The organism is Ruegeria sp. SCSIO 43209 (genome assembly GCF_019904295.1).
Taxonomy (GTDB): Bacteria; Pseudomonadota; Alphaproteobacteria; order Rhodobacterales; family Rhodobacteraceae; genus Ruegeria.
Window position 1 is genome coordinate 888538 of record NZ_CP065359.1, and the last position, 24717, is coordinate 913254.

A 24717-nucleotide genomic window follows, 5' to 3' on the forward strand; every position below is an offset into this window, starting at 1 on the left:
TCAGCGCCACCAATGCGCATGCGTCGCCAGTGCGCCCTGAAATTTGGACAAGATGCGATTTACGGGTCCGGTAGGGGATGGCGTACCTTGCGCAAGCCGTTCAACCGCGATTTCTACAGGGCAGGCCTGCCCCGTCTGTGGGTCGAAATAGCGCGGGTAGTCGATCAGGGTTGCGTGCACCAATCCCATCAACGAAGGCCGCGCGCCACGTCGCGCAGGCACTGCCCCCAGATCCGTTGTCAGCCCCCAACCGGCGTAGAACGGTGCGCCGAGTGTGGTGACCCGGACGCCGCGCAGCAAAGCCTCGAACCCCAGCAGAGAGGTCATAGTCCAGACTTCATCCACCTGTCCAAGCAGGGTGGCAGGATCGGTGCCTTCTACAATGACATCGGCCAGATCAGTTTCGATTTTGCCGTCGCGCAGACCAGCTTCGACATCCGGATGAGGTTTATAGATCAACACAGCGTCGGGATTGGCCTCGCGCGCCGCGCGCAGCAGATCGAGATTGGTGCGGATATTGCTTGTTCCCAGCCGGATCGAGGCGTCATCTTCAACCTGACCTGGCACTAGAACGCGACGCCCCTTCGGTAGGTCCGGGGCGGGGTGGCCGATGTTGTACTTGCTTAGGCCCTCGGTCAGCAGCCGGGCTGTCAGCCGCTCGGCGCGGAGCCTCTGATCAGGGCGCAAGGTTTCGCGCGTGGTGATCCATTCCTCCAGGCGGCTGGGATGCGTTGGATCGTAGTAGATGCCGATATCATCGGTCACCAGCGACAGCGGTGGAACCAGCTCCGCGCCCAACCCGCGGGATCGTAAAAAGCCATCCTCAATCCGGGTTGCATTCAGCGTCTCACCGGCTCGGCTGGCCCAGACCATATGGGGTTGTTTGGTGTTCTCTGGCTGCTCGGCCACGAAACGCACCTTATGGTGCTGGCCGAAAATGCGTTGCAGGTGGCGGCGTTTCCATACCCGCATCCCGGAGGCGGTCCAGCCTTTGTGGTCCTGCCGCCAAGCTCGGGTTTGCGCCTCAAGCGTATCGAGCACGCATTCCAATTCGCACAGGCGATCATGGTAGGGATCATACCAACGCGGATACAAGATCATCGCAGCTGCAAAAAGCTGCGCCCGCGTAAGATTCCGTTGGCGACGGAGCAGGGGTGCATCATCTTGCGTCAGCCCCCACCCAGCGTAGAATGGTTGCCCGAACACGCGAGGTTTGTGCCCGGCCAATATCGCCTCAAATCCCATCTGCGAGGACAGCGTGTAAACCCCGATGGCCCCTTCAAGTAGCGACCATGGACTTATGGGGCTGTCGAGGATCGATATTCTGTCACTCAGATCCTGATCGGAAAAGTATCCCTTGCGGTGGCCTGCCGTGGTTTCGGGGTGGCTTTTGATGATGATACGCGCACCAGGGTTTTCCTCTTGCGCGATTACCAGCATCTCGCGGAACCGTGCATAGTCGCCGTTGCTTGCGGTGACGGCAGCATCTCCCTGCGTCTGGTCGATCACTAGAACGTAGCCAGGATCGGGAGGCGTCAGATCAAGGTCAAAGGCCGAGTATTTGCTCAGATGCAGCTCTCGAATGCGCGCGATTGCGCCTCGCGCGCGATCCAGCAGGGCGGTGTCATCCAGCGGATGCGTGGCTAACAGAGTTTCCAGATCCGAAGGCACACTCGGATCAAAATGCAGACCCGATCGATCCAACAACAGACCCATGGGTGCCTCACCGCTTCGTCCAGGGTGCAGAGACCGCAGGAACGCGTCTTCGACCCTCAGGACGGGCACATCGCGTTTCTGCGCGATACCCATGCCCCGATGGGCTGTCGGGCTGTTGCCCCAGACCCCGACCAGATCGTCTGGCTGTGGCAGACCAAGCCGGATGTCATACCCGGCCAGAGACAATATACGACGCAGCCGCGACTGTGTCAGGAACCCACCGTTGTAAACAAAAAGCCGGGAGCGTTCGCCCCCGGCCGTGTTCTCCGGTTCAGAGAGCATTCATCAGTTACCCGTAAGCGTCGCCACATTCGCAAATGGCGTCAGACCTCCGGCAATCAGCGAGACAGATTTGCTCCACTGTGCATATGGGGCCTCGGTGACATATATCGTGTCATCGTCTCGGATCACGAAATCGCGGGCGATGAACAGGCCATTGGGTGCGGTCAGGTTCAGCAAATAGATCATGCGCTGATCACCCTGTAGCTCGGGACGTCCCATGACATTGCGCGCCACATCCTGCCGTTCCTCACGCAGAACAAAAATACCGGTCGGGTCTGAAGATAGCGGCTGTAGGCCTCCGACCTGTGCCAGCGCCTCAAGGGCGGATAGGTCCTGACTTTCAAAGGCCACGCGGGATTGCCCGCCGGTCGAACCCAGCGCGATGTATGAGCGGCTGTCCTGTTCGACCAGAATGCGATCGCCGCCGCGCAGGGCGATATCGGTTTCCGGGTTGCGGAACAGATCGTCGTACCAGATGGTTCCTCTTTGCTTGCCCCTGATCACAGTGACCAATGCGATATCGGATGCAACTGCCACCCCGCCTGCTTGCGCGAGCATGGTCGACAACGAGCCAGTCGGTCGCTCAATCGGATAGATTCCCGGCGCGCCGATAGTTCCGGTCAGAGAAACGGTCGACCCATCGCCCGGAGTACGCGACACCTGGACTTGCGGATCCGGAGTCTGTTCTTCCAGCTTCGAGGAAATCAACGTGCGGAGCTGCTCGGGCGTATTGCCCGCCGCACGCAGCCGCCCGGCATAAGGGACAAATATGTAACCTTCGCTGTCGACCTGCACCTGATCCAGAACGGTGGCGCCACCGGCTGCGGAACTTAGCAACCCATCCTCGACATTTTCCCAGATGCTGAGGCTCAGAATATCGCCGGGGCGTACGGTATCGGATGCGACGCTTTGCGCGCTGCGGAAGGATTTCGAAAACCCGTATTGCGGAATCACCGATGTGGCCCGCGCAACACGGTCGTCGACCTCAACCACAAAGGCGTTACCCCCGTTTTCGACCGACCCGGCTAGAATTTCGTTTTTGTTCGGCCCGGATTTGGGAAGCTGGCATGCTGCCAGCAGGCCAAGGGTCGCCACAAGGGAAACCCCCCGGATCCATCGGGTAGGAAAGCGCTGCACTGCCGATTTACCTCAATCGTCTTTGTTTTGTGAAGGTTACCCGCATCGCTTCGAAACATCCAGCAGCAGGTTGCCCGCGATCATTCAACAACGCGCAACTGTGGCGTTGTGGCCTCTTTATCGGAGAGCAACCCTTGATAGGGGTCCTGAGCCGATAGCATCATGTCAGCCGCCCGCCGCAGCAATTGACGACGCCCTTGGCGAGAATAGAACCCCCCGGGGACTTGGCAGGTTTCCAGAAGAAATTGGCGATAGGCCCGATAGGCCTTGCCGCCCGGGGCATCTGGCTGGGCAAAGAATGCCTCAATCGATTGCCGAGATACGAATTCGGGCTTGTCATAAACCGACTGCCCAAAAATTCGCAAAGGTATGCCACGCCATAGAACCTGCTGGCCTGCCGTGGAATTCACCGTCACGGCGGATTTTGCATCGTCTAGCAACCTGGCCAGCTTACCACCGGGCACATAGTGAATTCGGTTTGTGATGCCGTGCTGTGCCGCAAGCTGGCGCGCCCGCAGCCGCAGCGGTTCACGGTGGTTCTCAAGCGGGTGTTCCTTGATGACAAGGTGTTGATGCGCAGGGGCGCCTTTGGCGAATCCGGCGATCACCAATTCGAGAAACTCGGACATACAGGAAAAATCCGAGTGGTACTGCACCGAACTGTCATGGCCCAATTGAAGCAACACAAGATGGTATGGAAAACCGCTCCATCTGACCTGTGCTGTGGCCCAACCCCGCTGTAGCCTGTGAATGGGCATCAGACTCAGACGTTTGAAGTACAAACGAAACTCTTTCGAAACCGGCAGCTCTCGATGTGGTCGGAATTTCTGATATCTGCGGTTCAGAAACAGCACAAACCAGTGATAGAGCGCACCGTAAAAGATGTGCTGGCGCATATCCCCCCAGTGAGACGGAGGTGGAGGCGCGTGACCTTCGGATTGTGCAAGCGCCGTTTGCATCTGTGCCACGTCCAGTTTCATTAGACGCGAATTTCCGTTCGAGCCACTTCGTTCGTAAGTCACCCACCAGGGGCGAAGGTAACCTTCTTCAAACACATGAACCGTGATCCTGCGCGCATTGGCAATTTCGATGGCTCGTGCGTGCACGGGCCGGGTGTCTCCATATAACACGATATCGGTCACACCGTGGTGGGCGAGCAAATCGCTGAAGGTTTCTGGCCAGTCGTCGGGCGCACCGCGATACGGAATATAGCTGGATTTGTCGCCCCAGAAGGCCTGATCACCCGCGTTGAAGCCAACCCGCCAGACCTGGGCACCCGCAGCACGCAGCATCCGACCAAGCGCGTTAAAGAACGGGCCATGCGGTCCTTGTAGAAACAGGAACACACGCCGGTTAGGGCTGTTGGCCAAAGGGATCATGCGGTCTGCTCGTGTGGTGACTTTTGGTGCGTTTGTATAAAATTATGCCTCTTTGTCATTTTCGCGGCAAGGCAGGGCTTGCCGGTAGAGCGGCGTGCCTTTACCTCGGCTATTGAATCTAGGTTCAGAGGGTTAATGATATGTTCACAGGGATCGTCACCGATATTGGCACCGTTACCGAACTGGACCAGCAGGGAGACCTGCGGGCACGGATCAAGACAAGCTATGAAACGGCGGGCATTGATATTGGCGCTTCAATCGCAAGTGACGGCGTCTGCCTAACCGTCATCGCGTTGGGCGATGATTGGTATGATGTGCAGATTAGCGCTGAGACGGTTTCGAAAACCAATCTGGACAGTTGGCAGGTGGGCAAACGCGTCAACCTGGAACGTGCCTTGAAAGTCGGGGATGAATTGGGAGGGCACATCGTCTCGGGCCACGTGGATGGCGTGGCAGAGGTGGTCTCTGTGATAGACGAGGGTGACAGCACGCGGGTGACATTGCGGGCGCCGGCCAATCTGGCCCGGTTTATCGCTCCGAAAGGGTCCGTTGCACTGAACGGCACATCGCTGACGGTTAATGATGTGGACGGGTGTGACTTTGGTATCAACTTCATCCCTCACACCAAAGAGGTCACCACATGGGGTGACGTCTCGGTTGGTGATCGCGTGAACCTTGAGATCGATACCCTGGCCCGATACGTCGCGCGACTGGCCGAGATGTCCTGACCTTCAGGTGGAAGGTCCAAATTTGGCCGTCAGCCTCCTGGACAGCCACCAGAAGCATGAAGCCAGCAGGATTGAGACATACCCGTCGATGGCGTAGTGCCAGGCGAGGTGAACCGAGCCTAGTAAGATGATGAAGGCAAACACCGACAGCGCCCAGCCGAGCCAACGCGAATAGGTGAAGCCGTAGAACGCCAGCAGCACGGTAGAGGCAACATGCATGCTGGGCATCGCCGAGATTCCGCCTGCTAGCCCATTATTCCGATAACCATCCAACAGCATTTCTTGCACATTCAGCGCCCAGACCGGGCTGATTTCGTGTGATTTGCGTAACAGCTCCATCTGCGGAACGAAGTCAGAGCCAAGATTGAAGGGTTCGTAGTAAACGGGACCAACCGAGGCAAAGATGGTTGCAATCACATTGCCGCCTACAAACCAGCACAGTGCAAACGCTACCAGAAAAACGGTGCTGCGGTTCGGGTCACTGCGGTCCAGACAGGCGACGCAAACCGCGATGTAAATCATGGGAAACCAGATGTGATAGGCGCCATTCACCGCTGTGGTTACGATCGGGGATCCCAAAATGGGCCATAGCAAGGTCCACGGATCGACGCCGCCGTGCAGAAACCGGTCCCATTGCACAAATTGCTCATCCCAGAGCGTCGGGTTCACAGCATGTATTTCGTTCTTCAGGAAGGTATAGGTCAGGATAAGTGCGACGATGCTGAGAAAGCAGATAACCGCATCGGTCGCATTTTCAACATCTGCCATCTTGGATCGCAGATCTTGCAACATCCATTGAATTGGCTTTTTGGGTCGCACGACGAACATGGCAACGCCAAGTCGCCAAAGAACGAAATTTGCGAACATGAAACCAAGCAGACGAACTGAGATGACAATCAGGGAAGAGGTCGAAAAATCCCAATATGACCGTCCTACATAGATGCTAACGGCAATGGCATAGACCATCTGCAGTGCAATGAGTGATAGCAGCAGCCTGTTTCGCCGAAGGGCGCTTAAACGCACGAAATTTGCAGCGGGCAGATCAGCGGTCTTAGACACTGGGCTCAAATTCTCGTCTAGCTAGGACATTATACAATGACTGGTGCCTAGGATATCAGGCGATCCAAGGGCCCAATTGGGGCAATTTGTGGACAAAGCTCACGCAACCGGCCTAAAGGTTCAGCTATTGGCAACAATGCTCAGAAAAGGCCTAAGTCAAAACTGGCGCATAGGATTGGTAAACTGAGTTGGCACCAGATTTCATCGCTGGCCCTATAGCGCTGGGCATTTCAATCTGTCTCGCAGTGCTTACAGGCTGGTCTTTGCGTCCACTCTGGTCTATCCCGCCATTCAAACCCGTTGTGCGAAAGGCTGCCCTATGAGTTTTGAAACCCCCGGACCGGTAGAGGCCCAATTGCGCGAGGCGATCAGTCCGATTGAAGAGATCATCGAAGAGGCCCGTAAGGGCCGGATGTACATTCTTGTGGATCATGAGGACCGCGAGAATGAGGGTGATCTGGTGATCGCGGCTGAGTTCGCTGACGCAGAGGCGATCAATTTCATGGCGACCCATGGGCGCGGGTTGATCTGCCTGCCGATGACAGCGGAACGGATCGACAGTCTGGGCCTGCCGATGATGGCGGTGAACAACTCGTCGCGTCATGAGACAGCCTTCACCGTGTCGATAGAAGCCCGCGAGGGAGTTTCGACGGGAATATCGGCCGCTGATCGCGCGCTGACTGTGGCGACGGCAATCAATGAGCAGAACACAATGGCGCATATCGCGACACCTGGCCATATCTTCCCGCTGCGCGCAAAAAGGGGCGGGGTACTGGTGCGGGCGGGGCACACCGAGGCCGCCGTTGATATCTCGCGTCTGGCCGGGCTGAACCCCTCGGGCGTGATCTGCGAGATCATGAAGCCCGATGGCACAATGGCGCGCCTGCCTGATCTGGTCGCCTTCGCCAAAGAGCATGACATGAAGATCGGCACGATCAGTGATCTGATCGCCTATCGCTCGCGTAACGACAATCTGGTAGTTGAAACTTCGCGCGAGACAGTGAATTCCGAATACGGTGGCGAATGGGAGATGCGGATTTTCACCGACCAGACCCACGGTATCGAACACGTTGTCATGATCAAGGGCGACATCACAACGCCCGAGCCGGTCCTGACCCGGACCCACGCCCTGCATGAAGCGCCCGATATTCTGGGTCTTGGCCCGAAATCTTCACGAGAGCTGCCCCGCGCGATGGAAAAGATCGCCGAAGAGGGGCGCGGCGTCGTTTGCCTTTTCCGTCAGCCGCGAAATTCGCTGTATGCCGCAGACGACGAAGGCCCGCGCACGATCAAGCAAACCGGTCTGGGTGCGCAGATCCTGTCCAAGATGGGTATTCAGGAACTGGTGTTGCTGACAGACTCGCCTGAAACCGTGTATCTGGGGCTCGACGCGTTTGGACTGTCAATCGTCGGCACCCGCTCGATCCTCAAGGAAGACTGATAATGGCTGAAAAAGACAAACATGGCATTCTGCCGACTCCCAGCTTCGACAAGCCGGTGAAACTGCTGCTGGTGGTGGCTCCGTTCTACCGTGCCATCGCCGACAACATGGTCGCTGGTGCCAAGGCTGAGATCGAGGCCGCAGGCGGAACCTGCGACGTGGTCGAAGTGCCCGGTGCGCTGGAAATCCCGACCACAATCGCCATGGCCGACCGTCAGTGCAACTACGACGGCTATGTCGCGTTGGGCTGTGTCATTCGGGGCGAGACGACGCATTATGAAACCGTCTGCAACGACTCTAGCCGTGCAATCCAGTTGATGGGCCTGCAGGGCCTGCTGATCGGCAATGGCATCCTGACTGTCGAAAACGACGAACAGGCCGAGGTACGTGCAAACCCCGAAAAGATGAATAAAGGCGGTGGAGCGGCGGCTGCGGCCTTGCATCTGATCGCGCTCAGCCGTAAGTGGGGCTCTTCCAAAAAGGGCGTGGGCTTCAAGCCACCGTCCGAGTCCATCCTTGTGGCGGGCGACAGCAACGGACCCACGACAGCATGACCCAGACAGACGCGCCGAAACCGGCCAACCAGAAACGCCTGATGAAATCCGCCGCCCGGCTTTATGCCGTGCAGGCGCTGTTCCAGATGGAGCAGTCGGGCCAGACGACTGAACAGGTTGTGAATGAGTTTCTGGATCATCGGTTTGGCGCGGTCTACGAGGGGGATGAGATGCTGGATGGCGATATCAGTGTCTTCCGTAAATTGGTGGATGACGCCGTGAACTATCAGGCCACCATCGACCAGATGACCGATCGTGCATTGGTCGCCAAATGGCCCATTGCGCGCATCGATCCGACCCTGCGCGCTGTGTTTCGCGCGGCCGGGGCTGAGTTGACCCAGAGCGACACGCCGCCAAAGGTCGTGATCACCGAATTCGTCGATGTCGCACGTGCGTTCTTCCCGGAAGGCAAAGAGCCCAAATTCGTGAACGCTGTGCTGGATCACATGGCGCGCGAAGCCCAGCCCGAGGCGTTCTGACGCCTTTACCGCGACCCAGCATGCGCTAGACTCACCATCACAGCGCAAGGAGGTTCGCCATGCCCAAACTGGTCCGTCTCTACATTACGCAAGTCATCTGTGGCTTTGTGATCTCGGCCGTCTTTGTCGGGGTGCTGCTGGCGCTCAACGTGGCCAATCTACGGCATCTGATCACCAGTTCGGAAATTGGTCTGATCGCGTTGGCTATGATCTGGTTCATGAACGGGATCGTCTTTGCGGGTGTGCAGTTCGCCTATGCGATCATGAGCATGGCTGAGAAGCCGAACAAACCACGTGGTGGAACACCGATTGCTCATGGTTTGAAGCCTGCGCCGATCAAACAGGAAGTGCGCGTAGGGCGCTGATTTATTAGGTAAATATGTGGCGGGACCACCAGTCAACCGTGCGGTTTGATTCCCGAGGACCTGTATGTACAGGTGGGCGCCAGGTAATCAGGCCAGGACCTGAACAGAGCCAGCCCCCTCGGAATTGCTTAAGGCCACCAGAATGCTACCTGTCACAAGAAGGGCAGAACCCGCCACGGGCCTAAGTAGGGCCTGAAGCAGGTTCGCACAAGGGGTTAAGCATCAACAGTTTCGTGCAATGCGGTGCGCATCTTGCCGAAATGTTCATCCCATCCGTCATCCAGCGAAAGGATCAGGCCAAAGGCGTCAGCCCCTTGAGGTAAGCCCTCGTGCAGCAGTCCAAGGCGTGTACCGCCGGCGACGGGTTCCAGCGTCCACTTGACCACACTTTCGGCGCCGCCCATCGGTTTAATGGTGAATGTATATTCAAGATACTCTGGACGTCTCGCTTCACGCACTTCACCCCAAATCAGAAGGTCGCCACTGGTCGTCCCGAACATCTCAAGCTTTTGTCCAGCAGCAAGGGGACGTTCGGGTTTGTGAAACCACTCGGCCAGCCGGTCGGGATCAGTCAAATAGTCCCAAACGATTTCTGGTGTAGCGCGGAGAAAGATTGTTTTCTGCAAAACTGCGTCTGTCATTTCTTATTCCCTTCGATAGCTTTCTTCAGAATTGCGAGGCGATCATCCCAGAACCGGTCGAAGTAGCTGAGCCAGTCCAGAACCGGAGCCATTCCTTTGGGTTCAAGGCGATTGATGCGTTCGCGTCCACGAGCTTCGACGGTGATCAATCCTCCGTCGGACAAAACGGTCAGATGCTTTTTGACGGCCGCGCGAGTCATGTCGAAACGTTCGGTTAGTTGAGCGATCGTCATATCCTGCGCTGCCAGCATCTGAACGATGTCGCGGCGGGTCGGGTCCGCCAGAGCGCGAAATGCGTTTTGGGTCTGTGTCTTCATCGGGCACCTCTTATTGGATACCATTTGGTTTCATATTATTGCGATACCAAATGGTACCATGTCAAGCTGCTTGATTTTTGTTCATGAATTGTTCACATTCTCGGAATGACACTAATTATGCAGCCCGGACAAAAGCTGGCCCGTGGTGTTTCGCGTCACTTGTTGACCCACGGCTATGTTTCGATTGAAGAATTTGTCCCCACCCGAGGGTTGCGTGTCGATGTGATGGGGCTGGGCCCTAAGGGTGAGATATGGGTGGTCGAGTGTAAATCCAGCCGCGCCGATTATCAGTCGGATTCCAAATGGCAGGGCTATCTTGACTGGTGTGACCGATTCTTTTGGGCGGTTGATACGGATTTCCCGACCGAGCTTCTACCTGCGGAAACAGGCTTGATCATCGCTGATGCCTATGATGCCGAAATCATCCGTATGGGGCCAGAAAGCAAGCTGGCCCCGGCGCGGCGCAAAAAGATGGTTCAGAAATTCGCGATGGATTCTGCACGTCGGTTGCAGGCTTTGCGCGACCCCAGGGTTTAGCTTTTGATGGCGCGCGCGGCTTGGGCTGCGGCGCGGATTTCCTCGGCGATTTCTTCGGCCTCTTCGGGGTCGAAATCCATTGGAATCTCAATACCGGCACCTTCAATGAACAGCCGCACCATACCATGATCGGTAGGGCCGATCTGCAGGTTCGCTTCGATATCGCGTTCGGTATTGATGCTCATGTTCGCCTCCGGGAAATGCGCTTTGGTGCTAACGCGCGATGGGTTGAGAATCAAGCCGACTATGGGTTCAGATAGGGCATGGAGACGGCAACGCTCAGACCTTTCCGCGCCGAGGATGCGCCGTGGCTGGTAGAACAGCATGACGTGCTCTATTCCCGTGACGAAGGGTTTGATGACAGTTTCGGCCCACTGGTTGCCCGCATTCTGACGGAATTCATCGCGGATCATGATCCAACTTGCGAACAAGGCTGGATCGCCGAGTGCGACGGGGATCGTTTGGGTAGTATTTTCTGTGTCAGGCTGGATGATCAAACCGCCAAGCTGCGGTTGTTTCTGCTGCTGCCCGAGGCTCGTGGACAGGGGCTGGGCAAGCGGCTACTGACCGCCTGCATGGGTTTCGCCCGCGACGCAGGATATCGCCAGATGGTGCTGTGGACCCATGAGAGTCACGCCGCCGCTTGCGGGCTGTATCGTGCGTTTGGGTGGGAGCTTGTCGACAGCAAGCCGGTGCATTCCTTCGGTGTCGATCTGGTCGAACAAAGCTGGCGAATTCAGCTTTAATCCCCTTGCAATCCCCGTACGCCTTCGCTAAATCGCCCCTCACAAGTGCCGCCTTAGCTCAGTTGGTTAGAGCGCTGGATTGTGGATCCAGAGGTCCCCTGTTCAAGCCAGGGAGGCGGTACCATCTCCCAAAACCCAAGAACGGTTTGCCGGTTGCAGGTCTTTCTGTATACCCGGTACTTGGCGAAAGCTGCGTTCCGATGACATGAGCAAGATATGCCGGATAAGAAACCTGTAGACATCCGTAGAAATGCGAGACTGTCTGTTGCACCCATGATGGATTGGACCGACAAGAATTGCCGGTTTCTGCATCGTTTGCTGAGTTCTGAGACCTTGCTTTATACTGAAATGGTCACAGCGCCTGCTTTGGTGCGCGGCGGCGCGCTGCATCTGCTGGACTTTAATCCTCAGGAACACCCGGTTGCGTTGCAGCTAGGGGGTTCGGACCCGCAGGAATTGGCGCAGGCGGCCAAGCTGGGGGCTGAAGCCGGATATGACGAGATCAACTTGAACTGTGGGTGTCCGTCTGACCGTGTGCAATCAGGGACATTCGGTGCGGTATTGATGCGCGCACCCGAAAAAGTCGCGGAGTGCGTTGCGGCGATGCGCGAGGCGGTGAAGGTCGAAGTCACGGTGAAATGCCGTATCGGTGTTGACGAACAGGAACCTTCAGAAGTGCTACCTGCATTCCTCGACCAGATTCGCAAGGCCGGTTGTCGGCGGGTGACGATCCATGCGCGCAAAGCTTGGTTGCAGGGGTTAAGTCCCAAGGAAAACAGAGATATTCCGCCACTGGATTATGATCTGGTGCATCGGATGAAGGCTGATTTTTCGGACATGCATATCTCGATCAATGGTGGCATTACGTCGCTTGCTAAGGCGCAACAGCATCTGGAGGCTGGGCTTGATGGTGTCATGATCGGTCGTGCCGCCTATCACCAACCGACAGATATTCTGGCGGCTGCGGACCCGTTGATCTTTGGAACGGGCAGCGTCGCGGATCCCATTGAAGTGGTGCAGAATATGCTGCCCTATGTCGAGGCGCATCTTGTCGACGGTGGTCGATTGCACCAGATCACGCGGCATATGCTGGGCCTGTTCGCGGGGCGTCCCGGTGCGCGGGGATGGCGGCGGATGCTCTCCGAAGGTGCTGTGCGCGAGAATGCCGGCCCAGAAGTGATCCTGCAGGCTCTGGACTCTATCGCAGCGCTATCGCAGGTGGAACAGGTAGGCTAAGACGGCTTCGAGCCGCTATGGGGGAATGATGCCCGAGACGATGTTGCTGGCCCAGATGCTGGGCCTTTTGCTTGTGATCGGCGCTTTGGCCGGGGTGTTGGCTGGGCTTTTGGGCGTTGGCGGTGGAATCGTTCTGGTGCCCGCGTTTTTCTATGCGTTTCAGACACTTGGATATGGCGGGCCTCAGCTGATGCAGCTATGCCTCGCAACTTCGCTGGCCACGATCATTGTAACGTCGATCCGATCGGTTCTTAGCCATAACAAGAAAGGCGCGGTGGATTGGGGCATCCTGCGCGGCTGGGGGCCAGGCATAGCGGTGGGTGCGGTGATCGGTGTTCTGGTGGCTTCAGCTCTGAGGACAGAGTTTTTGCAGGCGCTGTTCGGCATGCTTGGCATGGTTATCGGCATCTATCTTGGATTGGGTAAATCCGAGTGGCGGTTGGGGGATGCGATGCCCAAAGGATTGCGCCGCGCCGCGCTTTCCCCTTCGGTAGGGTTTCTGTCGGTACTGATGGGAATTGGCGGGGGCAGTTTCGGCGTTCCATTGATGAGCCTTTATAACACCCCGATCCACCGGGCGGTTGCGACCGCAGCGGGCTTTGGCGTGATCATCGCTGTCCCGTCGGTGCTGGGTTTTTTATTTCTCAACATCGCTCCGGAGCATCGCCCGCCGCTGACCATTGGCGCGGTCAATCTGGTGGCTTTCGGTATCGTCGTTGCGATGACTATGATCACCGCCCCGTGGGGCGTTAAGCTGGCGCATGCGATGGATCCGAAGCCGCTCAGGCGGGTCTTCGCGGTATTCCTTACCCTGGTTGCTCTGAATATGCTGAGAAAGGCGTTGGGGTGGTAGCGTCGTTTTACGAGCTAGGTTGGGTAAAGTTTCCTTATGATGGAGCGTTGGCGGATTGGGTGGCGCACGCTCTTCGCACTGCGCGTGCGTCCGTCAGCGATCCGGCTCATGCAGCTTGGCACGATTGCGATGGCACGTGGTTCATTGGCGTTGATGCACTGGATAATGATGCGCAGGGCAGGGTCGCGGGTTCGCCTGCACTGGCGGGCGCGGCCATCGAACTGGCACACCAGCAGTTTGGATCGATTGATCTGCACAAAGGGCAGGTGTCGGTAATATATCCGGGCTACCCTCAACCCCGGCGTGGCGAAAGCGAGGCTGCGGCGCGGTATCGTGCGCGGCGAGATGCGGCGCATGTGGACGGGCTCAAGCCAGCTGGCCCTGATCGACGACGGCGGGTGGATGAACCTCATGCCTGGATATTGGGTATCCCACTTACCGAGGCCAGTGTGGACGCAGCACCAATGGTGCTGTGGGAGGGAAGCCACAAAATCCTCGGCGATGCTTTTCGGTCCGCGATGAAGAAGGTGCCGCGGCATGAATTGGGCGAGGCCGATATCACAGATGTCTATCAGGCTGCGCGCCGCGAAGTATTCGAGACCTGTCCGCGCCTCGAGCTACCGGCGCGCCCGGGCGAAGCCTATCTGTTGCACCGCCACTGTCTGCATGGTGTTGCACCATGGGGTCCGAATGCCAGCGCTGGACCGGATGGACGGATGATCGCCTATTTCCGCCCTCAGTTGCCTGGTGGTGTGGCGCAATGGCTCGAATCCCCGTAACCTCCTGCCATTGTTTGGCTTTGGAGAGTTGGTTCGATGATTACGGTTCACACGAATGCAGATGGTGCCCTTATTGAGGTCGAGCTGTCGGGCGAGGTCACTAGCGCAGATTACGCGAGCACGCTTGTTCCCGCTATTGAGGCCGCATTGGAAGAGCACGACGCCATACGTCTGCTGGCGATCGTTGGGTCCGAGTTCAAGGGATATGATCTGGGCGCCGCATGGTCTGATACCAAGTTGGGGCTCAGCCATTGGCGCGGATTCGACCGGATTGGCGTTGTGGCGGACCAGGGATGGGTGCAAACAAGCGTCCGCCTGGCTGCCCCGATCCTGCCTTGCCCGGTGCACGTTTTTGGAATGGATGAGGTGGAGGAAGCGCGTCGCTGGATGCGCGAATCTCTCGGGGCGATCCACGTGACGGATCTGGGCGGACCTTGCGTGCAGATCAGCCTGATGGGCAAACTGGATTCACAGGAATACGGTCAGGCTCAAACCGATCTTGATGCGCTGTTGCGCGAACGTGACGGGTTTCGCCTGTTGATCGATCTGCGCGAGTTCGATGGTTGGCAGGGTCTGACTGCAATGGCAGCCCATTTCAGACTGGCGGCTGGTCATATTGGGATGCTGGATCGTGCAGCGATTGTCGGTGACAAGACATGGCAAAAAATGGCGCAACGCATGGCCAGCCATGTTCTGGGAACGCGGACCCAGTATTTCCCGGCTGAGGAATACGAGAATGCAAAAACCTGGCTTGCGACTGGCTAAATGCTCTAAAAATGGTTCAGAAACAATGCCTTGTAAACATAGGCATTGTTCTTTTTTGCGTTGACGTTACGGAATGCAACTTTAAGTTAGCGCTATTATTGACTGGTTGGTCAAATAACTTAAAAAGTCCTTACCTGTCCCGGATTTAGAGGGAGAGGCAACAAGCTGTTTCGCGTCGCTGTGGGCCACCACTCACTCAAACACAGCTTCCGGACTCTTCCCCCTCGGTGTTCGGAACGGTCCCGCAGTGGCGCGTCGTTTATTACATATTGGAAGAGCAATGATTTTTCGCTCAGTACTAAAGCGCATTCTTTCGAAGGACACTCCCGAACAGGCTGAAAGCCACGAGTTGGAAGTTGAGTTGCGCCCGCGACCTGCAAAGACGACAACCCAGAACGAGCTGGTTGAACTGTTCGGTTCTGAGTTGCGGGATCACGAATCTCTGAGTGATCTTAAGCCTACGCGGTCGCCAAAATACTAGGCTTGCGGATCAGGACCCTTGCAGCCGGGCGGCACGGCCACCACGGCGCTTTGCCAGACGGGGTTTGCGTTCCGGCAGATCCTGCATGATTTCGGCCCGTTCGGTGCTGTCCATCTTTGACCAGCGCGTGATCTCGTCAATGGTGCGGTAGCAGCCGGTGCAGATACGTTCGGTCGGGTGAACGACGCAGATTTGGATGCAAGGGCTTTCGACCTCGTCCCGTTTCCAAACCATATTCGTCATGGGCGTTTTCCGATCCGTCAAAGAAAGCGCAGTCTGTCCAGCGCGCCTTGCAGAATATAACCTGCTGCGACGTGATCAATAACCTGTCCGCGACGTTTTCGTGTCGTATCCGCCTCAAGCAGTGCTTTTTCTGCCGCAACGGTGCTTAGTCGTTCGTCCCAGAAACCGATGGGCAGATCGGTCAAACGGGTCATGTTTCGTGCGAAGGCGCGGGTTGACTGGCAGCGCGGCCCTTCGCTGCCATCCATGTTGCGCGGCAGTCCGAGAATAATGCCGCCGATCTCACGCTCGGTCACAATCTCGATCAAACGCGCGGAATCCAGTGTGAATTTCTTGCGTCGTACCGTCTCAAGCGGGGTGGCCACGCCGCGCATCCGGTCCGAGACGGAAACGCCGATGGTCTTTTCTCCCAGATCCAGCCCCATCAGGGCTGACATTGGGGGCAGGGATGCTGCGAAGTCTTCGAACGCGTCGTGGATCATTGAGCGATTCCGGCCTGCAGCGCGGCAGCGTCGATCATCTCCAACGCTTCAGCGTTACCCGCAAATACTTCCTTGGCTTCGTTCCTGATTTTGATGGCGCGTTGGCCTTCGCCCAGCACGCCCAAGGCGGCAATCAGGCGTGCCCACTCCTCGGGTGTCCCGCCCTCGGTCGCAAGGCGGTCCGAAAGGCCATCGACCATGCCGCGGATCATTTCTTGTCGTTCTTCTGGCGACATCTCGGCAGCGGCATTTACATCGTCCTGGCTAGGGCCGGATGCAGCAGAAAAGTCGGGTGTGTTAAACACGCCTGCGCGGAATGCCAATTCATCGATCTGTGACCGGATGGCATTCGCCCATGGGGCGCCAGCCGGGGCGTCGTTAAGGGTTTCGACCCAAACGCGATAGGCCATATCAGGCCGCCCGGTCTGTGCCAGCATCTGCCCCCAATAATACCGGGCAGGACCCAAGCGCTGATTGCGCTCAAGCGCCTGTCGCAAGGCGGCTTCCGCTTCTGGTGAGACGTAGCCGCCAGCGGCCAGAATCATCATCTCGGCCTGATCCGAATAGGCCTGAGCCGAAGCGTCGTCACCCGACAGTTCGATCACACGGGTTTGTGCCTCATACCCTGCTTTGAAGTTCCCCGCGTTGGTTTCATGCTGTGCCAGCAGGGTATGGCCTTGCAGATCATCGGGGCGTTCGGCCACAGTTTCGCGCAGCCGGTTCAGCAAAGTTGCATAGCTTTCGTCCAGCGGAGGCGTCTGGAGCGGTGTGGCAATGCCCTCGGCCTCAGCCTGGCTGGGTCGATTTTCGCGCAGGTCTTCTGCCATTTCCAGACGAACTGAAAGGGGCATGTCAGGGAAACCGGCAGCACCCAACTGGCGATACATCGCCAACCCGCCACCAACCAGAACGGCGGCCATGGCGAGGAACGCTATTATGGTAACCAAGCGTGATGGCCCGGTGCCTTTGTCTTCATTGCGCATCTGCGCGTCTGCAGCCAGGATACGGCGCGAGATTTCCGTGCGTACACGCTCGGCATCAGCTTTCGCGATCACGCCGCGCGCCAAGTCTTTGTCAACGCCTGCTAGCTGTTCACGATAGACTCGCAGATCATAAGCAGCTGTCGGGCCGGTGCCGCGACGACCGCGCAGCATCGTGTAACCCAGGAAAATCGCGATCAGCAGCGCGATCAAGAAGATGAGAACCCAGAACGGCATGGTCCCTCCAAAATGGTTGCCCTGACTTAGACCTGTCGGCGCATGGAAAAAAGGGACAAATAGCCGCGAAGGGCGCTCATGTCGCAATAGTGCATTATTGCGGCGTTGCGCGGCAGGGTTAAAATGTATGGGCACGGCATACCTGCGCCCAATCATCGAAGACCGGACGGATTCGCACATGAAACACTACTCAGCCTTTGCTGTAGCGCGCGAAGCGCTGCGCTATCACACCGGATGGGAGCGCGCATGGCGTTCGCCAGAGCCTAAGAAGCGCTATGACGTCATTATCGTCGGGGCCGGCGGTCACGGTTTGGCAACAGCCTACTATCTTGGCAAGAACTACGGCATCCAGAACGTCGCCGTAATAGAAAAAGGCTGGTTGGGCGGTGGCAACACCGGTCGGAACACGACCATCATCCGATCGAACTATCTGCAGGACCCGTCAGCGGCGATTTACGAAAAGGCTCGCGGTCTCTACGAAGATCTAAGCCAGGAACTGAACTATAACATCATGTTCAGTCCGCGTGGCGTAATCATGCTGGCGCAGACCCAGCACGAGATTCGCGGCTATCAGCGTACTGCGCATGCGAATGCGCTGCAGGGTGTTCAGACCGAATGGATTGGGCCCGAGCGTGTGAAAGAACTGGTGCCGATCATTAATCTGGAAGGTCCGCGCTATCCGGTTCTGGGCGGGCTTTGGCAGGAACGTGGTGGGACCGCGCGCCATGATGCGGTGGCATGGGGCTATGCCCGTGCATGCTCGGCCATGGGTATGGACATCATCCAGAAATGCGAAGTCACCGGCGTCCGGTCCGAAAACGGTCGTGTTGTCGGGGTCGATACCACAAAAGGGGCCATCGATTGTGACAAGCTGGGGATCGTGGTTGCGGGGCATTCCGGCCAGTTGGCTGAGATGGCGGGTTTCCGACTGCCACTGGAAGCCGTCGCGCTGCAGGCGCTGGTATCCGAGCCGATCAAACCCTGCATGGATGTCGTTGTGATGGCGAACACCGTACACGGCTACATGTCTCAGTCCGACAAGGGCGAGATGGTGATTGGTGGTGGCACGGACGGGTTCAACAACTATACCCAGCGCGGCAGCTTCCATCATATCGAGGAAACGGTACGCGCATTGGTCGAAACTTTCCCGATGATCTCGCGCCTGAAAATGCTGCGCCAGTGGGGCGGTATTGTGGATATGACCGGCGACCGTTCACCCATCCTGTCGAAAACACCGCTTAGTGGCTGCTTTATCAATGCAGGCTGGGGCACCGGCGGCTTCAAGGCCATTCCGGGATCGGGCTGGGGCATGGCACAGCTGATGGCCACGGGGCATTCACCACTGACCGAAGCCTTCTCGCTGGATCGTTTCAAAGAAGGCCGCTTCATCGACGAAAGCGTCGCGGCCGGGGTGGCGCACTGATGAAGATTTTTCGTCGAAAAATCTCGCACGCCCGTCACGCAGAATCTGCAGGCAGATACGTCTCGCCTGCTGCCAAGAGGATGATCACATGCTGATCTTGAAATGCCCCTATTGCGGCGTCGAAGCCGAAGAAACTGAACTGGCTGCAGGTGGCGAGGCGCATTTGAAGCGTTATGGCCCGGGCTCGTCAGATGATGAGTTCCACGACTACCTGTTCATGCGCGAAAACCCCAAGGGCGTTCATTTCGAACGCTGGCGCCATGCCAATGGGTGCGGCAAGTGGTTCCACGCCGCGCGCTGTACGAACACGCTTGAGGTCTTTGGCACCTATTCGGCGCAGACAACCGAGCCGCCCCAAGAGATCAAGGACGCCATCACCGCCAAGCGTCCCGGCTGGACGTGGAGAGAGTACAAATGATCTGTACAGCCATCCAAAATACCGCCTGCGAAAGGTCCGCATCATGAGCACCCGTCTCGCAAAACATGGCCGTTTGATTGATCGGTCGAAAAAGGTCAACTTCACCTTCAACGGCACCTCGATGCAGGGCTACGAGGGCGATACGCTCGCGTCTGCCTTGCTGGCAAATGATCAGATGATCATGGGCCGGTCGTTCAAGTATCACCGCCCGCGCGGCGTGGTCGCCAGTGGCGCGGAAGAGCCAAACGCTCTGGTCGGTCTGGGTGAGGGCAACCGGTTTGAGCCGAACCAGCGCGCCACCACGACAGAGCTGTTCAATGGTCTGACATCCGCATCACAGAACCACTGGCCGAACCTCGAGTTCGACATCGGCGCGATCAATACGCATCTGTCGCGGTTTCTGCCAGCCGGTTTCTATTACAAGATGTTCATCCATCCGAAACCGTTCTGGAAACATGTTTACGAGCCGTTTATTCGCCAGTCGGCGGGTTTGGGCAAAGCGCCCGACAAGGACAACCGTGACGCGGACACATACGAGCACTTTTACGCCTTCACTGATGTCTTGGTGATTGGTGGTGGTATCGCGGGTTTGCAGGCCGCCAAGGTGGCAGCCCAAACCGGTGCCAAGGTGATGCTGATCGAGCAGACTGCGCACTGGGGTGGTCGTGCTCCGGTTGATGGCGGAACCATCAATGGTGAGCCTGTGGATAAGTTCGTGGAACAATTGGTTTCCGAACTCGAAACAATGGACAACGTCACCATGCGCAATCGCTGCATGGGCGCTGGTGTCTATGACCACGGTTATGTGCTGGGTTATGAGCGCCTGACAGACCACAAGCCGGGTGTTCAGGGCCCGCGTCACCGCCTGTGGCGCATTCGTGCGAAACAGGTCGTGACCGCGACCGGTGCGATTGAGCGTCCGTTGTCGTTCGCAGGCAATGATGTGCCTGGTGTCATGCTGGCCTCGGCCATGCGCGACTATGTGGTCAACTGGGGTGTGACGCCGGGTGAGCGTGTGATTGTCGCCACCAACAATGATGACGCCTACCGGACTGCAATTACCTTGAAGCAGGCCGGTGTCGATGTCCTGCGCGTGGTTGATGCGCGCGACACCGCCGGACCTCTGGCCGAAGAGGCGCGTCAGCTGGGTATCCGCGTCGATCCGGGCAAGGCGATCGCAAAGGTCAAAGGCGGCAAGCGGGTCAAGAAAGTTGCGATCTGCAATCAAGAGGGTATCGGAGGCGCCCGGGAAGAGGTCGAATGCGATGCGATTGCCATGTCAGGTGGCTGGTCTCCGGTCGTGCATATGTGGTCGCATTGCGGCGGCAAGCTGATCTGGGACGAGGCGAACGCGCATTTCCGCCCCGATCCTTCGCGTCCTCCGCTGGGGGCCGACGGTGCAGGTTTTGTTCTGGCGGCAGGGGCTTCGAACGGCCCGCTGGCCCTGGGAGATGTCCTGAAGGATGCAGATACTGCCGGCAAAGCGGCAGCGAAGGCGGTCGGGTTCGCCGCGAAGCGCACCAAAGCGCCAGTTGGTGAGACTACGGCCGAGGCCCCAATGGCCGCTGTCTGGCTCATGCCTTCTAATGCCGAGATTGATCTGCGCATGAAATCGTGGCTGGACTTCCAGAACGACGTCAAGGTCTCGGACGTGCAACTGGCTGCGCGCGAGGGCTATGAAAGTGTCGAGCACACCAAGCGTTACACCACGCTGGGCATGGCAACGGATCAGGGTAAGTTGAGTAATATCAACGGTCTGGCAATCCTTGCTGATGCGCTGGATTCAGAGATCCCGAAGGTCGGTACCACCACCTTCCGCCCGCCATATACTCCAATCTCGATGGCTTCGATTGGTGGTGAAGCGCGTGGTGAGGTGTTCCAGCCGATCCGTCAAACGCCGATGCATAACTGGCACGATAAGAACGGGGCCGATTGGGAGCCGGTCGGCCATTGGCGTCGAACCTATGCCTATGTCCGACCCGGTGAATCCGTGCATGATGCGGTGAATCGCGAGGTTAAAAACACCCGCGAAAACCTCGGGCTGTTGGACGCTTCGACCCTCGGCAAGCTGATCGTCAAAGGCCCCGACGCAGGCAAGTTCCTGGACATGATGTACACCAACATGATGTCCACGCTGAAGGTCGGCAAATGCCGCTATGGCCTGATGTGTTCCGAGAATGGCTTTCTGATCGACGACGGCGTTGTTGCCCGCATCGATGAGGACACGTGGCTGTGCCATACCACCACCGGCGGGGCCGAGCGTATCCATGGCCACATGGAAGAATGGCTGCAGACCGAGTGGTGGGACTGGAAAGTCTACGTCGCGAACGTCACCGAGCAATATGCGCAGGTCGCCGTGGTAGGTCCGAACGCCCGCAAGGTACTTGAGAAGCTGGGCGGCATGGATCTGTCGAAAGAGGCGCTGCCCTTCATGGAATGGCGCGATGGCAAGATCGGCGCGTTCGACGCGCGGGCCTACCGTATCTCGTTCTCGGGTGAGCTGTCCTATGAGATCGCGGTCCCTGCAAGCCAAGGTCAGGCGTTCTGGGACGCTCTGATCGAGGCAGGGCAGGAGTTCGGAGTGATGCCATACGGCACCGAATGTCTGCATATTCTGCGTGCCGAGAAAGGCTTTATCATGATCGGCGATGAGACCGACGGCACCGTGATCCCGCAGGATCTGGGGCTGCACTGGGCGCTGTCCAAAAAGAAAGAGGATTACCTCGGAAAACGCGCCCATTCGCGGACCCATATGGCCGATCCTGAGCGCTGGAAACTGGTTGGTCTTGAGACTGTGGATGGATCGGTTCTGCCGGACGGTGCCTATGCGGTGGGCGAGGGCGTGAATGCGAACGGTCAGCGCAACATGATCGGTCGCGTAACTTCGACCTACTACTCGGCCAATCTGGGCAAAGGCATCGCCATGGGCCTGATCAAACACGGCCCCGACCGGATGGGCGAAGTGGTCGAGTTCCCGGGCACTGACGGCAAAACCTACAAGGCCAAGATCGTGGACCCGATCTTCTATGACAAGGACGGGGAGAAGCAGAATGTCTGAACCCATCAGCGCACTGAACCACGCCTCATATGATGGCATCGCCAAGATCGAGGAATGCGGCCTGCAGGGCATGATCACACTGCGCGGTGATCTGTCGGATAAGGTACTGGCTAAGGCTGTCAAAGACGCCACCGGGCAGAAAGTGCCCGGTCAGCGTGAAGCGTTTGTGAATGGCGACACCGGTGTTTGCTGGATGTCCACCGACGAATTGCTGGTGCTTGTGCCTTATGCCGAGGTCGAGGCCAAACTGGCCGCGATGACCAACGCGCTAAGTGGTACGCACGCACTGGCGGTCAACGTCTCCGACGCGCGGGCCGTATTCCGCGTTTCGGGCGCGAACGCGCGCGAGGTATTGGGCAAGCTGGCTCCGGTTGAGCTGTCGGCCGAGGCATTCCAACCCGGCCAGATCCGCCGTTCGCGTTTGGCGCAGGTGTCAGGTGCCTTCTGGATGGACGACGCTGAGACTTTCCGCATCGTCTGCTTCCGCTCTGCGGCGGACTATGCGTTCAAATTGCTGAAGGTTGCGGCGCAGCCCGGCAGCGAGGTCGGGGTTTATTAAGCCCTGATCGCCTGATGATATGTGGGTGAGGGGGCTTTGCCCCCTCGGCCTGCGGCCTCACTCCCAAGGTATTTCTGTCGAGATGAAGGCCGGATCTCTGGTTCGGGTGTCAGGAGTTCGCGCTGAACAGGAATGTCGGGAATTGAGTGAGTGCACGCTTGCCCGTGAGGGCTGACTTGCCGGTTTCGCCTGTGTGTGGGTCGTGGCAATGGCTATAGAAAGCCAGGTCTTCTGATAGTTTTTTCATGGCCGCGCTGCGGTTGTCTGCGCTCAGATAAGGTGCGTGCGTTGAGAGAAACAGCGCAGGGTTATCTTTTTCTAACCAAGGCAGCATAGAAGGCAGGACCGAAAATTCGGCGCCTTCGATATCCATTTTGGCCAAAGAGACATTAGTCAGGTCGACGGATTCAGAAAACTGATCCCAACCGATGGTAAGTGCGTCAGTGCCATGGCTTCCTTCGTGGAGCAATGATGACGTTGAATCGCCTGCCTCTCCGTGCGCTGAAGCCATTCGTGTCACTCCAAACCCATCTGACAAGGCGATGCTGAAGGCTGATACGTTTCGGATGTCGTTCAGCTCTAGGTTCCAGACCAAATGGCGGTAAGCCACTGGGTCAGGCTCAAAACACCACACATGGCGAGCGCGGCGCGCGGCATAGAGGACCGTGGGGCCGATCCATGCACCGATATCAAGATAGTCCTTTTCGGGCGACAGATAGTGGTCCAGCACCGAAAATGTCTCAGGTTCCCACTCCCCGGCTGATACCTTGCGCCAGAATTTCGAGTGGTAGGGGTCCAGGCGAAAGGGTTCACCGTTCAAGTTGCCCGCATAGTATCCGCGGGCGCGATAGAACATTTTGCGCGCCTGTGTCAGCATCGCGGACCTCCGGGTTTTTGTGTTGCGGCCCTTGACCTGCGGCGGCTGTCAAAGCATTTAACCTTTGGAACCGCAACATTCATTTTCAACAGGGGGCCGAGATGGCTTTTGAACTTCCTGATCTTCCTTATGCACATGACGCGCTGGCAGCCAAGGGTATGTCCGCGGAAACGCTGGAATATCACCATGACCTGCACCACAAGGCCTATGTCGACAACGGCAACAAGCTGATCGCCGGCACCGAGTGGGACGGCAAGTCACTGGAAGAGATCATCGTTGGCACATACGACGCAAATGCCGTCGCGCAGAACGGTATCTTCAACAACATCAGCCAGCTGTGGAACCACAACCAGTTCTGGGAGATGATGGGCCCCGGTGGCAACGCGATGCCCGGTGAGCTGGAGAAGGCTCTGACCGAGAGCTTTGGTTCGGTTGACGAATTCAAGTCGCAGTTCAGCGCTGCCGGTGCCGGTCAGTTTGGTTCCGGCTGGGCGTGGCTGGTCAAGAATGCCGACGGTTCGTTGGCAGTGACGAAAACTGAAAACGGTGTGAACCCGCTGTGCTTCGGTCAAACCGCACTGCTTGGTTGTGATGTGTGGGAGCATTCCTATTACATCGATTTCCGCAACAAGCGTCCGGCCTACCTGTCGAACTTCCTCGACAACCTGGTGAACTGGGAAAACGTAGCCTCGCGGATGTGATTTCCACTTGGTAGAACTTAATGAATGGCCCGCTGGCAGTGATGCTGGCGGGCTTTTTGTTATGAATTGATGGGTGGCCGGTAAAAACCTGCCGGTACGTCAACTTTCATTATCCCACCTATTGTGCACGGCCTTTCAGCACCTACGTAAAGTAGGCGGAGGGAGAGAACCGCCAATCAACCAAAAACCTATCAAAATGCGAGCGAAACACCAACGCCGCATCGTTAAACAGGTGTGTCTAAGG

Annotated in this window: 28 protein-coding genes and 1 tRNA gene; 18 read left to right on the forward strand and 11 right to left on the reverse strand. The window is 57.6% G+C overall.

What is annotated here, in order from left to right; translation table 11 throughout:
* The 3 genes from I5192_RS04495 to I5192_RS04505 all read right to left on the reverse strand — a co-directional run bounded on the left by I5192_RS04495 (nucleotide 1) and on the right by I5192_RS04505 (nucleotide 4514).
* Nucleotides 1-1998 carry a capsular polysaccharide biosynthesis protein gene (locus I5192_RS04495; protein WP_223117857.1) on the reverse strand — a complete coding sequence of 666 codons (1998 nt, stop codon included), beginning with the start codon at nucleotides 1996-1998 and terminating at the stop codon, nucleotides 1-3.
* Nucleotides 1999-2001: 3 nt separating this feature from the next.
* A complete protein-coding gene (locus tag I5192_RS04500; RefSeq protein ID WP_255612050.1) occupies nucleotides 2002-3093 on the reverse strand; it encodes a polysaccharide biosynthesis/export family protein in 1092 nt (363 codons plus the stop codon).
* Between the two features lie 122 nt (nucleotides 3094-3215).
* The gene (locus I5192_RS04505; protein WP_223117858.1) at nucleotides 3216-4514 is read right to left on the reverse strand and encodes a capsule biosynthesis protein; all 1299 of its coding nucleotides are present in this window, start codon (nucleotides 4512-4514) and stop codon (nucleotides 3216-3218) included.
* Nucleotides 4515-4654: 140 nt separating this feature from the next.
* Between I5192_RS04505 and I5192_RS04510 the strand changes: the two genes are divergently transcribed.
* Nucleotides 4655-5242 (forward strand): riboflavin synthase, encoded by a 588-nt coding sequence (locus tag I5192_RS04510; RefSeq protein ID WP_170396310.1) that lies wholly within the window; start codon nucleotides 4655-4657, stop codon nucleotides 5240-5242.
* 3 nt (nucleotides 5243-5245) lie between these two features.
* Here I5192_RS04510 and I5192_RS04515 read toward each other — a convergent pair whose 3' ends face one another.
* On the reverse strand, nucleotides 5246-6301 hold the full coding sequence (locus tag I5192_RS04515) for a phosphatase PAP2 family protein (RefSeq protein WP_255612051.1): 1056 nt from the start codon (nucleotides 6299-6301) through the stop codon (nucleotides 5246-5248).
* Nucleotides 6302-6620: 319 nt separating this feature from the next.
* Here I5192_RS04515 and ribB point away from each other — a divergent pair, with 319 nt between their 5' ends.
* From ribB to I5192_RS04535, 4 genes are read left to right on the forward strand one after another with little or no spacing between them, the layout of a single operon-like run.
* On the forward strand, nucleotides 6621-7742 hold the full coding sequence (ribB, locus tag I5192_RS04520; RefSeq protein WP_170800266.1) for a 3,4-dihydroxy-2-butanone-4-phosphate synthase: 1122 nt from the start codon (nucleotides 6621-6623) through the stop codon (nucleotides 7740-7742).
* Nucleotides 7743-7744: 2 nt separating this feature from the next.
* Entirely contained in the window at nucleotides 7745-8296 is a 552-nt protein-coding gene (locus tag I5192_RS04525) for a 6,7-dimethyl-8-ribityllumazine synthase (RefSeq protein ID WP_170396313.1), read from the forward strand.
* Nucleotides 8293-8775, forward strand: coding sequence for a transcription antitermination factor NusB (nusB, locus tag I5192_RS04530; RefSeq protein WP_170396315.1), 483 nt, complete (start codon nucleotides 8293-8295; stop codon nucleotides 8773-8775). The genes I5192_RS04525 and nusB overlap by 4 nt, the downstream gene beginning before the upstream one ends.
* 59 nt (nucleotides 8776-8834) lie before the next feature.
* Nucleotides 8835-9140: a hypothetical protein gene (locus tag I5192_RS04535; RefSeq protein ID WP_223117859.1), complete on the forward strand. Its 306-nt coding sequence runs from the start codon at nucleotides 8835-8837 to the stop codon at nucleotides 9138-9140.
* A 215-nt stretch (nucleotides 9141-9355) separates the two neighbouring features.
* On the opposite strand, the gene I5192_RS04540 is transcribed toward I5192_RS04535, so the two are convergent.
* Both I5192_RS04540 and I5192_RS04545 read right to left on the reverse strand, forming a co-directional pair.
* Nucleotides 9356-9781, reverse strand: coding sequence for an SRPBCC domain-containing protein (locus tag I5192_RS04540; protein ID WP_170396319.1), 426 nt, complete (start codon nucleotides 9779-9781; stop codon nucleotides 9356-9358).
* The gene (locus I5192_RS04545; protein WP_223117860.1) at nucleotides 9778-10098 is read right to left on the reverse strand and encodes a helix-turn-helix transcriptional regulator; all 321 of its coding nucleotides are present in this window, start codon (nucleotides 10096-10098) and stop codon (nucleotides 9778-9780) included. Before I5192_RS04545 ends, I5192_RS04540 begins: the two co-directional genes overlap by 4 nt.
* A 105-nt stretch (nucleotides 10099-10203) precedes the next feature.
* Between I5192_RS04545 and I5192_RS04550 the strand changes: the two genes are divergently transcribed.
* On the forward strand, nucleotides 10204-10635 hold the full coding sequence (locus I5192_RS04550; RefSeq protein ID WP_170396323.1) for an MmcB family DNA repair protein: 432 nt from the start codon (nucleotides 10204-10206) through the stop codon (nucleotides 10633-10635).
* Here I5192_RS04550 and I5192_RS04555 read toward each other — a convergent pair.
* Nucleotides 10632-10820, reverse strand: coding sequence for a DUF6324 family protein (locus I5192_RS04555; protein ID WP_170396325.1), 189 nt, complete (start codon nucleotides 10818-10820; stop codon nucleotides 10632-10634). The two genes, I5192_RS04550 and I5192_RS04555, sit on opposite strands and share 4 nt — an antisense overlap.
* 78 nt (nucleotides 10821-10898) lie before the next feature.
* On the opposite strand from I5192_RS04555, the gene I5192_RS04560 reads away from it, so the two are divergent.
* From I5192_RS04560 to I5192_RS04590, 7 genes are all read left to right on the forward strand, one after another.
* Nucleotides 10899-11381: a GNAT family N-acetyltransferase gene (locus I5192_RS04560; RefSeq protein WP_170597945.1), complete on the forward strand. Its 483-nt coding sequence runs from the start codon at nucleotides 10899-10901 to the stop codon at nucleotides 11379-11381.
* Nucleotides 11382-11428: 47 nt separating this feature from the next.
* Nucleotides 11429-11505: transfer RNA gene (locus I5192_RS04565), tRNA-His, on the forward strand.
* Between the two features lie 92 nt (nucleotides 11506-11597).
* Nucleotides 11598-12617, forward strand: coding sequence for a tRNA dihydrouridine(20/20a) synthase DusA (gene dusA, locus I5192_RS04570; RefSeq protein WP_223117861.1), 1020 nt, complete (start codon nucleotides 11598-11600; stop codon nucleotides 12615-12617).
* 28 nt (nucleotides 12618-12645) lie between these two features.
* Nucleotides 12646-13470 carry a sulfite exporter TauE/SafE family protein gene (locus I5192_RS04575; RefSeq protein WP_170511906.1) on the forward strand — a complete coding sequence of 275 codons (825 nt, stop codon included), beginning with the start codon at nucleotides 12646-12648 and terminating at the stop codon, nucleotides 13468-13470.
* Nucleotides 13464-14249, forward strand: coding sequence for a hypothetical protein (locus I5192_RS04580; RefSeq protein WP_223117862.1), 786 nt, complete (start codon nucleotides 13464-13466; stop codon nucleotides 14247-14249). The genes I5192_RS04575 and I5192_RS04580 overlap by 7 nt, the downstream gene beginning before the upstream one ends.
* Before the next feature lie 36 nt (nucleotides 14250-14285).
* Nucleotides 14286-15014 (forward strand): STAS/SEC14 domain-containing protein, encoded by a 729-nt coding sequence (locus tag I5192_RS04585; RefSeq protein ID WP_170396335.1) that lies wholly within the window; start codon nucleotides 14286-14288, stop codon nucleotides 15012-15014.
* 280 nt (nucleotides 15015-15294) lie between these two features.
* Nucleotides 15295-15495 carry a hypothetical protein gene (locus I5192_RS04590; RefSeq protein ID WP_223117863.1) on the forward strand — a complete coding sequence of 67 codons (201 nt, stop codon included), beginning with the start codon at nucleotides 15295-15297 and terminating at the stop codon, nucleotides 15493-15495.
* A 9-nt stretch (nucleotides 15496-15504) separates the two neighbouring features.
* Here I5192_RS04590 and I5192_RS04595 read toward each other — a convergent pair whose 3' ends face one another.
* The 3 genes from I5192_RS04595 to ccmI are packed head-to-tail and all read right to left on the reverse strand — an operon-like array spanning nucleotide 15505 to nucleotide 17437.
* A complete protein-coding gene (locus tag I5192_RS04595) occupies nucleotides 15505-15738 on the reverse strand; it encodes a DUF1289 domain-containing protein (protein WP_170396339.1) in 234 nt (77 codons plus the stop codon).
* Between the two features lie 17 nt (nucleotides 15739-15755).
* On the reverse strand, nucleotides 15756-16220 hold the full coding sequence (gene ruvX / locus I5192_RS04600; protein ID WP_170403288.1) for a Holliday junction resolvase RuvX: 465 nt from the start codon (nucleotides 16218-16220) through the stop codon (nucleotides 15756-15758).
* The gene (ccmI, locus tag I5192_RS04605; RefSeq protein ID WP_223117864.1) at nucleotides 16217-17437 is read right to left on the reverse strand and encodes a c-type cytochrome biogenesis protein CcmI; all 1221 of its coding nucleotides are present in this window, start codon (nucleotides 17435-17437) and stop codon (nucleotides 16217-16219) included. The genes ruvX and ccmI overlap by 4 nt, the downstream gene beginning before the upstream one ends.
* Before the next feature lie 178 nt (nucleotides 17438-17615).
* Here ccmI and I5192_RS04610 point away from each other — a divergent pair, with 178 nt between their 5' ends.
* The 4 genes from I5192_RS04610 to I5192_RS04625 all read left to right on the forward strand — a co-directional run bounded on the left by I5192_RS04610 (nucleotide 17616) and on the right by I5192_RS04625 (nucleotide 22895).
* Nucleotides 17616-18860 carry a sarcosine oxidase subunit beta family protein gene (locus tag I5192_RS04610; RefSeq protein ID WP_223117865.1) on the forward strand — a complete coding sequence of 415 codons (1245 nt, stop codon included), beginning with the start codon at nucleotides 17616-17618 and terminating at the stop codon, nucleotides 18858-18860.
* Nucleotides 18861-18948: 88 nt separating this feature from the next.
* Nucleotides 18949-19278 (forward strand): sarcosine oxidase subunit delta, encoded by a 330-nt coding sequence (locus I5192_RS04615; RefSeq protein WP_170422295.1) that lies wholly within the window; start codon nucleotides 18949-18951, stop codon nucleotides 19276-19278.
* Nucleotides 19279-19321: 43 nt separating this feature from the next.
* Nucleotides 19322-22336, forward strand: a complete 3015-nt coding sequence (locus tag I5192_RS04620; RefSeq protein WP_223117866.1) for a sarcosine oxidase subunit alpha family protein — start codon at nucleotides 19322-19324, stop codon at nucleotides 22334-22336.
* Complete coding sequence (locus tag I5192_RS04625; protein ID WP_223117867.1) at nucleotides 22329-22895, forward strand: sarcosine oxidase subunit gamma; 567 nt, start codon at nucleotides 22329-22331, stop codon at nucleotides 22893-22895. The genes I5192_RS04620 and I5192_RS04625 overlap by 8 nt, the downstream gene beginning before the upstream one ends.
* Before the next feature lie 109 nt (nucleotides 22896-23004).
* Here the strand turns inward: I5192_RS04625 and I5192_RS04630 are convergent, their stop codons facing one another.
* On the reverse strand, nucleotides 23005-23772 hold the full coding sequence (locus I5192_RS04630; RefSeq protein WP_223117868.1) for an FkbM family methyltransferase: 768 nt from the start codon (nucleotides 23770-23772) through the stop codon (nucleotides 23005-23007).
* A 101-nt stretch (nucleotides 23773-23873) separates the two neighbouring features.
* Between I5192_RS04630 and I5192_RS04635 the strand changes: the two genes are divergently transcribed.
* Nucleotides 23874-24473, forward strand: a complete 600-nt coding sequence (locus tag I5192_RS04635; RefSeq protein ID WP_113789565.1) for a superoxide dismutase — start codon at nucleotides 23874-23876, stop codon at nucleotides 24471-24473.
* Nucleotides 24474-24717 lie beyond the last annotated feature (244 nt).

Coding starts and splice junctions, on each gene's coding strand:
- I5192_RS04495 (WP_223117857.1), bottom strand. CDS start 1,998: ATGCTCTCTGAACCGGAGAACACGGCCGGGGGCGAACGCTCCCGGCTT.
- I5192_RS04505 (WP_223117858.1), bottom strand. CDS start 4,514: ATGATCCCTTTGGCCAACAGCCCTAACCGGCGTGTGTTCCTGTTTCTA.
- I5192_RS04510 (WP_170396310.1), top strand. CDS start 4,655: ATGTTCACAGGGATCGTCACCGATATTGGCACCGTTACCGAACTGGAC.
- ribB (WP_170800266.1), top strand. CDS start 6,621: ATGAGTTTTGAAACCCCCGGACCGGTAGAGGCCCAATTGCGCGAGGCG.
- I5192_RS04525 (WP_170396313.1), top strand. CDS start 7,745: ATGGCTGAAAAAGACAAACATGGCATTCTGCCGACTCCCAGCTTCGAC.
- nusB (WP_170396315.1), top strand. CDS start 8,293: ATGACCCAGACAGACGCGCCGAAACCGGCCAACCAGAAACGCCTGATG.
- I5192_RS04535 (WP_223117859.1), top strand. CDS start 8,835: ATGCCCAAACTGGTCCGTCTCTACATTACGCAAGTCATCTGTGGCTTT.
- I5192_RS04540 (WP_170396319.1), bottom strand. CDS start 9,781: ATGACAGACGCAGTTTTGCAGAAAACAATCTTTCTCCGCGCTACACCA.
- I5192_RS04545 (WP_223117860.1), bottom strand. CDS start 10,098: ATGAAGACACAGACCCAAAACGCATTTCGCGCTCTGGCGGACCCGACC.
- I5192_RS04550 (WP_170396323.1), top strand. CDS start 10,204: ATGACACTAATTATGCAGCCCGGACAAAAGCTGGCCCGTGGTGTTTCG.
- I5192_RS04555 (WP_170396325.1), bottom strand. CDS start 10,820: ATGAGCATCAATACCGAACGCGATATCGAAGCGAACCTGCAGATCGGC.
- I5192_RS04560 (WP_170597945.1), top strand. CDS start 10,899: ATGGAGACGGCAACGCTCAGACCTTTCCGCGCCGAGGATGCGCCGTGG.
- dusA (WP_223117861.1), top strand. CDS start 11,598: ATGCCGGATAAGAAACCTGTAGACATCCGTAGAAATGCGAGACTGTCT.
- I5192_RS04575 (WP_170511906.1), top strand. CDS start 12,646: ATGCCCGAGACGATGTTGCTGGCCCAGATGCTGGGCCTTTTGCTTGTG.
- I5192_RS04585 (WP_170396335.1), top strand. CDS start 14,286: ATGATTACGGTTCACACGAATGCAGATGGTGCCCTTATTGAGGTCGAG.
- I5192_RS04590 (WP_223117863.1), top strand. CDS start 15,295: ATGATTTTTCGCTCAGTACTAAAGCGCATTCTTTCGAAGGACACTCCC.
- I5192_RS04595 (WP_170396339.1), bottom strand. CDS start 15,738: ATGACGAATATGGTTTGGAAACGGGACGAGGTCGAAAGCCCTTGCATC.
- ruvX (WP_170403288.1), bottom strand. CDS start 16,220: ATGATCCACGACGCGTTCGAAGACTTCGCAGCATCCCTGCCCCCAATG.
- ccmI (WP_223117864.1), bottom strand. CDS start 17,437: ATGCCGTTCTGGGTTCTCATCTTCTTGATCGCGCTGCTGATCGCGATT.
- I5192_RS04610 (WP_223117865.1), top strand. CDS start 17,616: ATGAAACACTACTCAGCCTTTGCTGTAGCGCGCGAAGCGCTGCGCTAT.
- I5192_RS04615 (WP_170422295.1), top strand. CDS start 18,949: ATGCTGATCTTGAAATGCCCCTATTGCGGCGTCGAAGCCGAAGAAACT.
- I5192_RS04620 (WP_223117866.1), top strand. CDS start 19,322: ATGAGCACCCGTCTCGCAAAACATGGCCGTTTGATTGATCGGTCGAAA.
- I5192_RS04625 (WP_223117867.1), top strand. CDS start 22,329: ATGTCTGAACCCATCAGCGCACTGAACCACGCCTCATATGATGGCATC.
- I5192_RS04630 (WP_223117868.1), bottom strand. CDS start 23,772: ATGCTGACACAGGCGCGCAAAATGTTCTATCGCGCCCGCGGATACTAT.
- I5192_RS04635 (WP_113789565.1), top strand. CDS start 23,874: ATGGCTTTTGAACTTCCTGATCTTCCTTATGCACATGACGCGCTGGCA.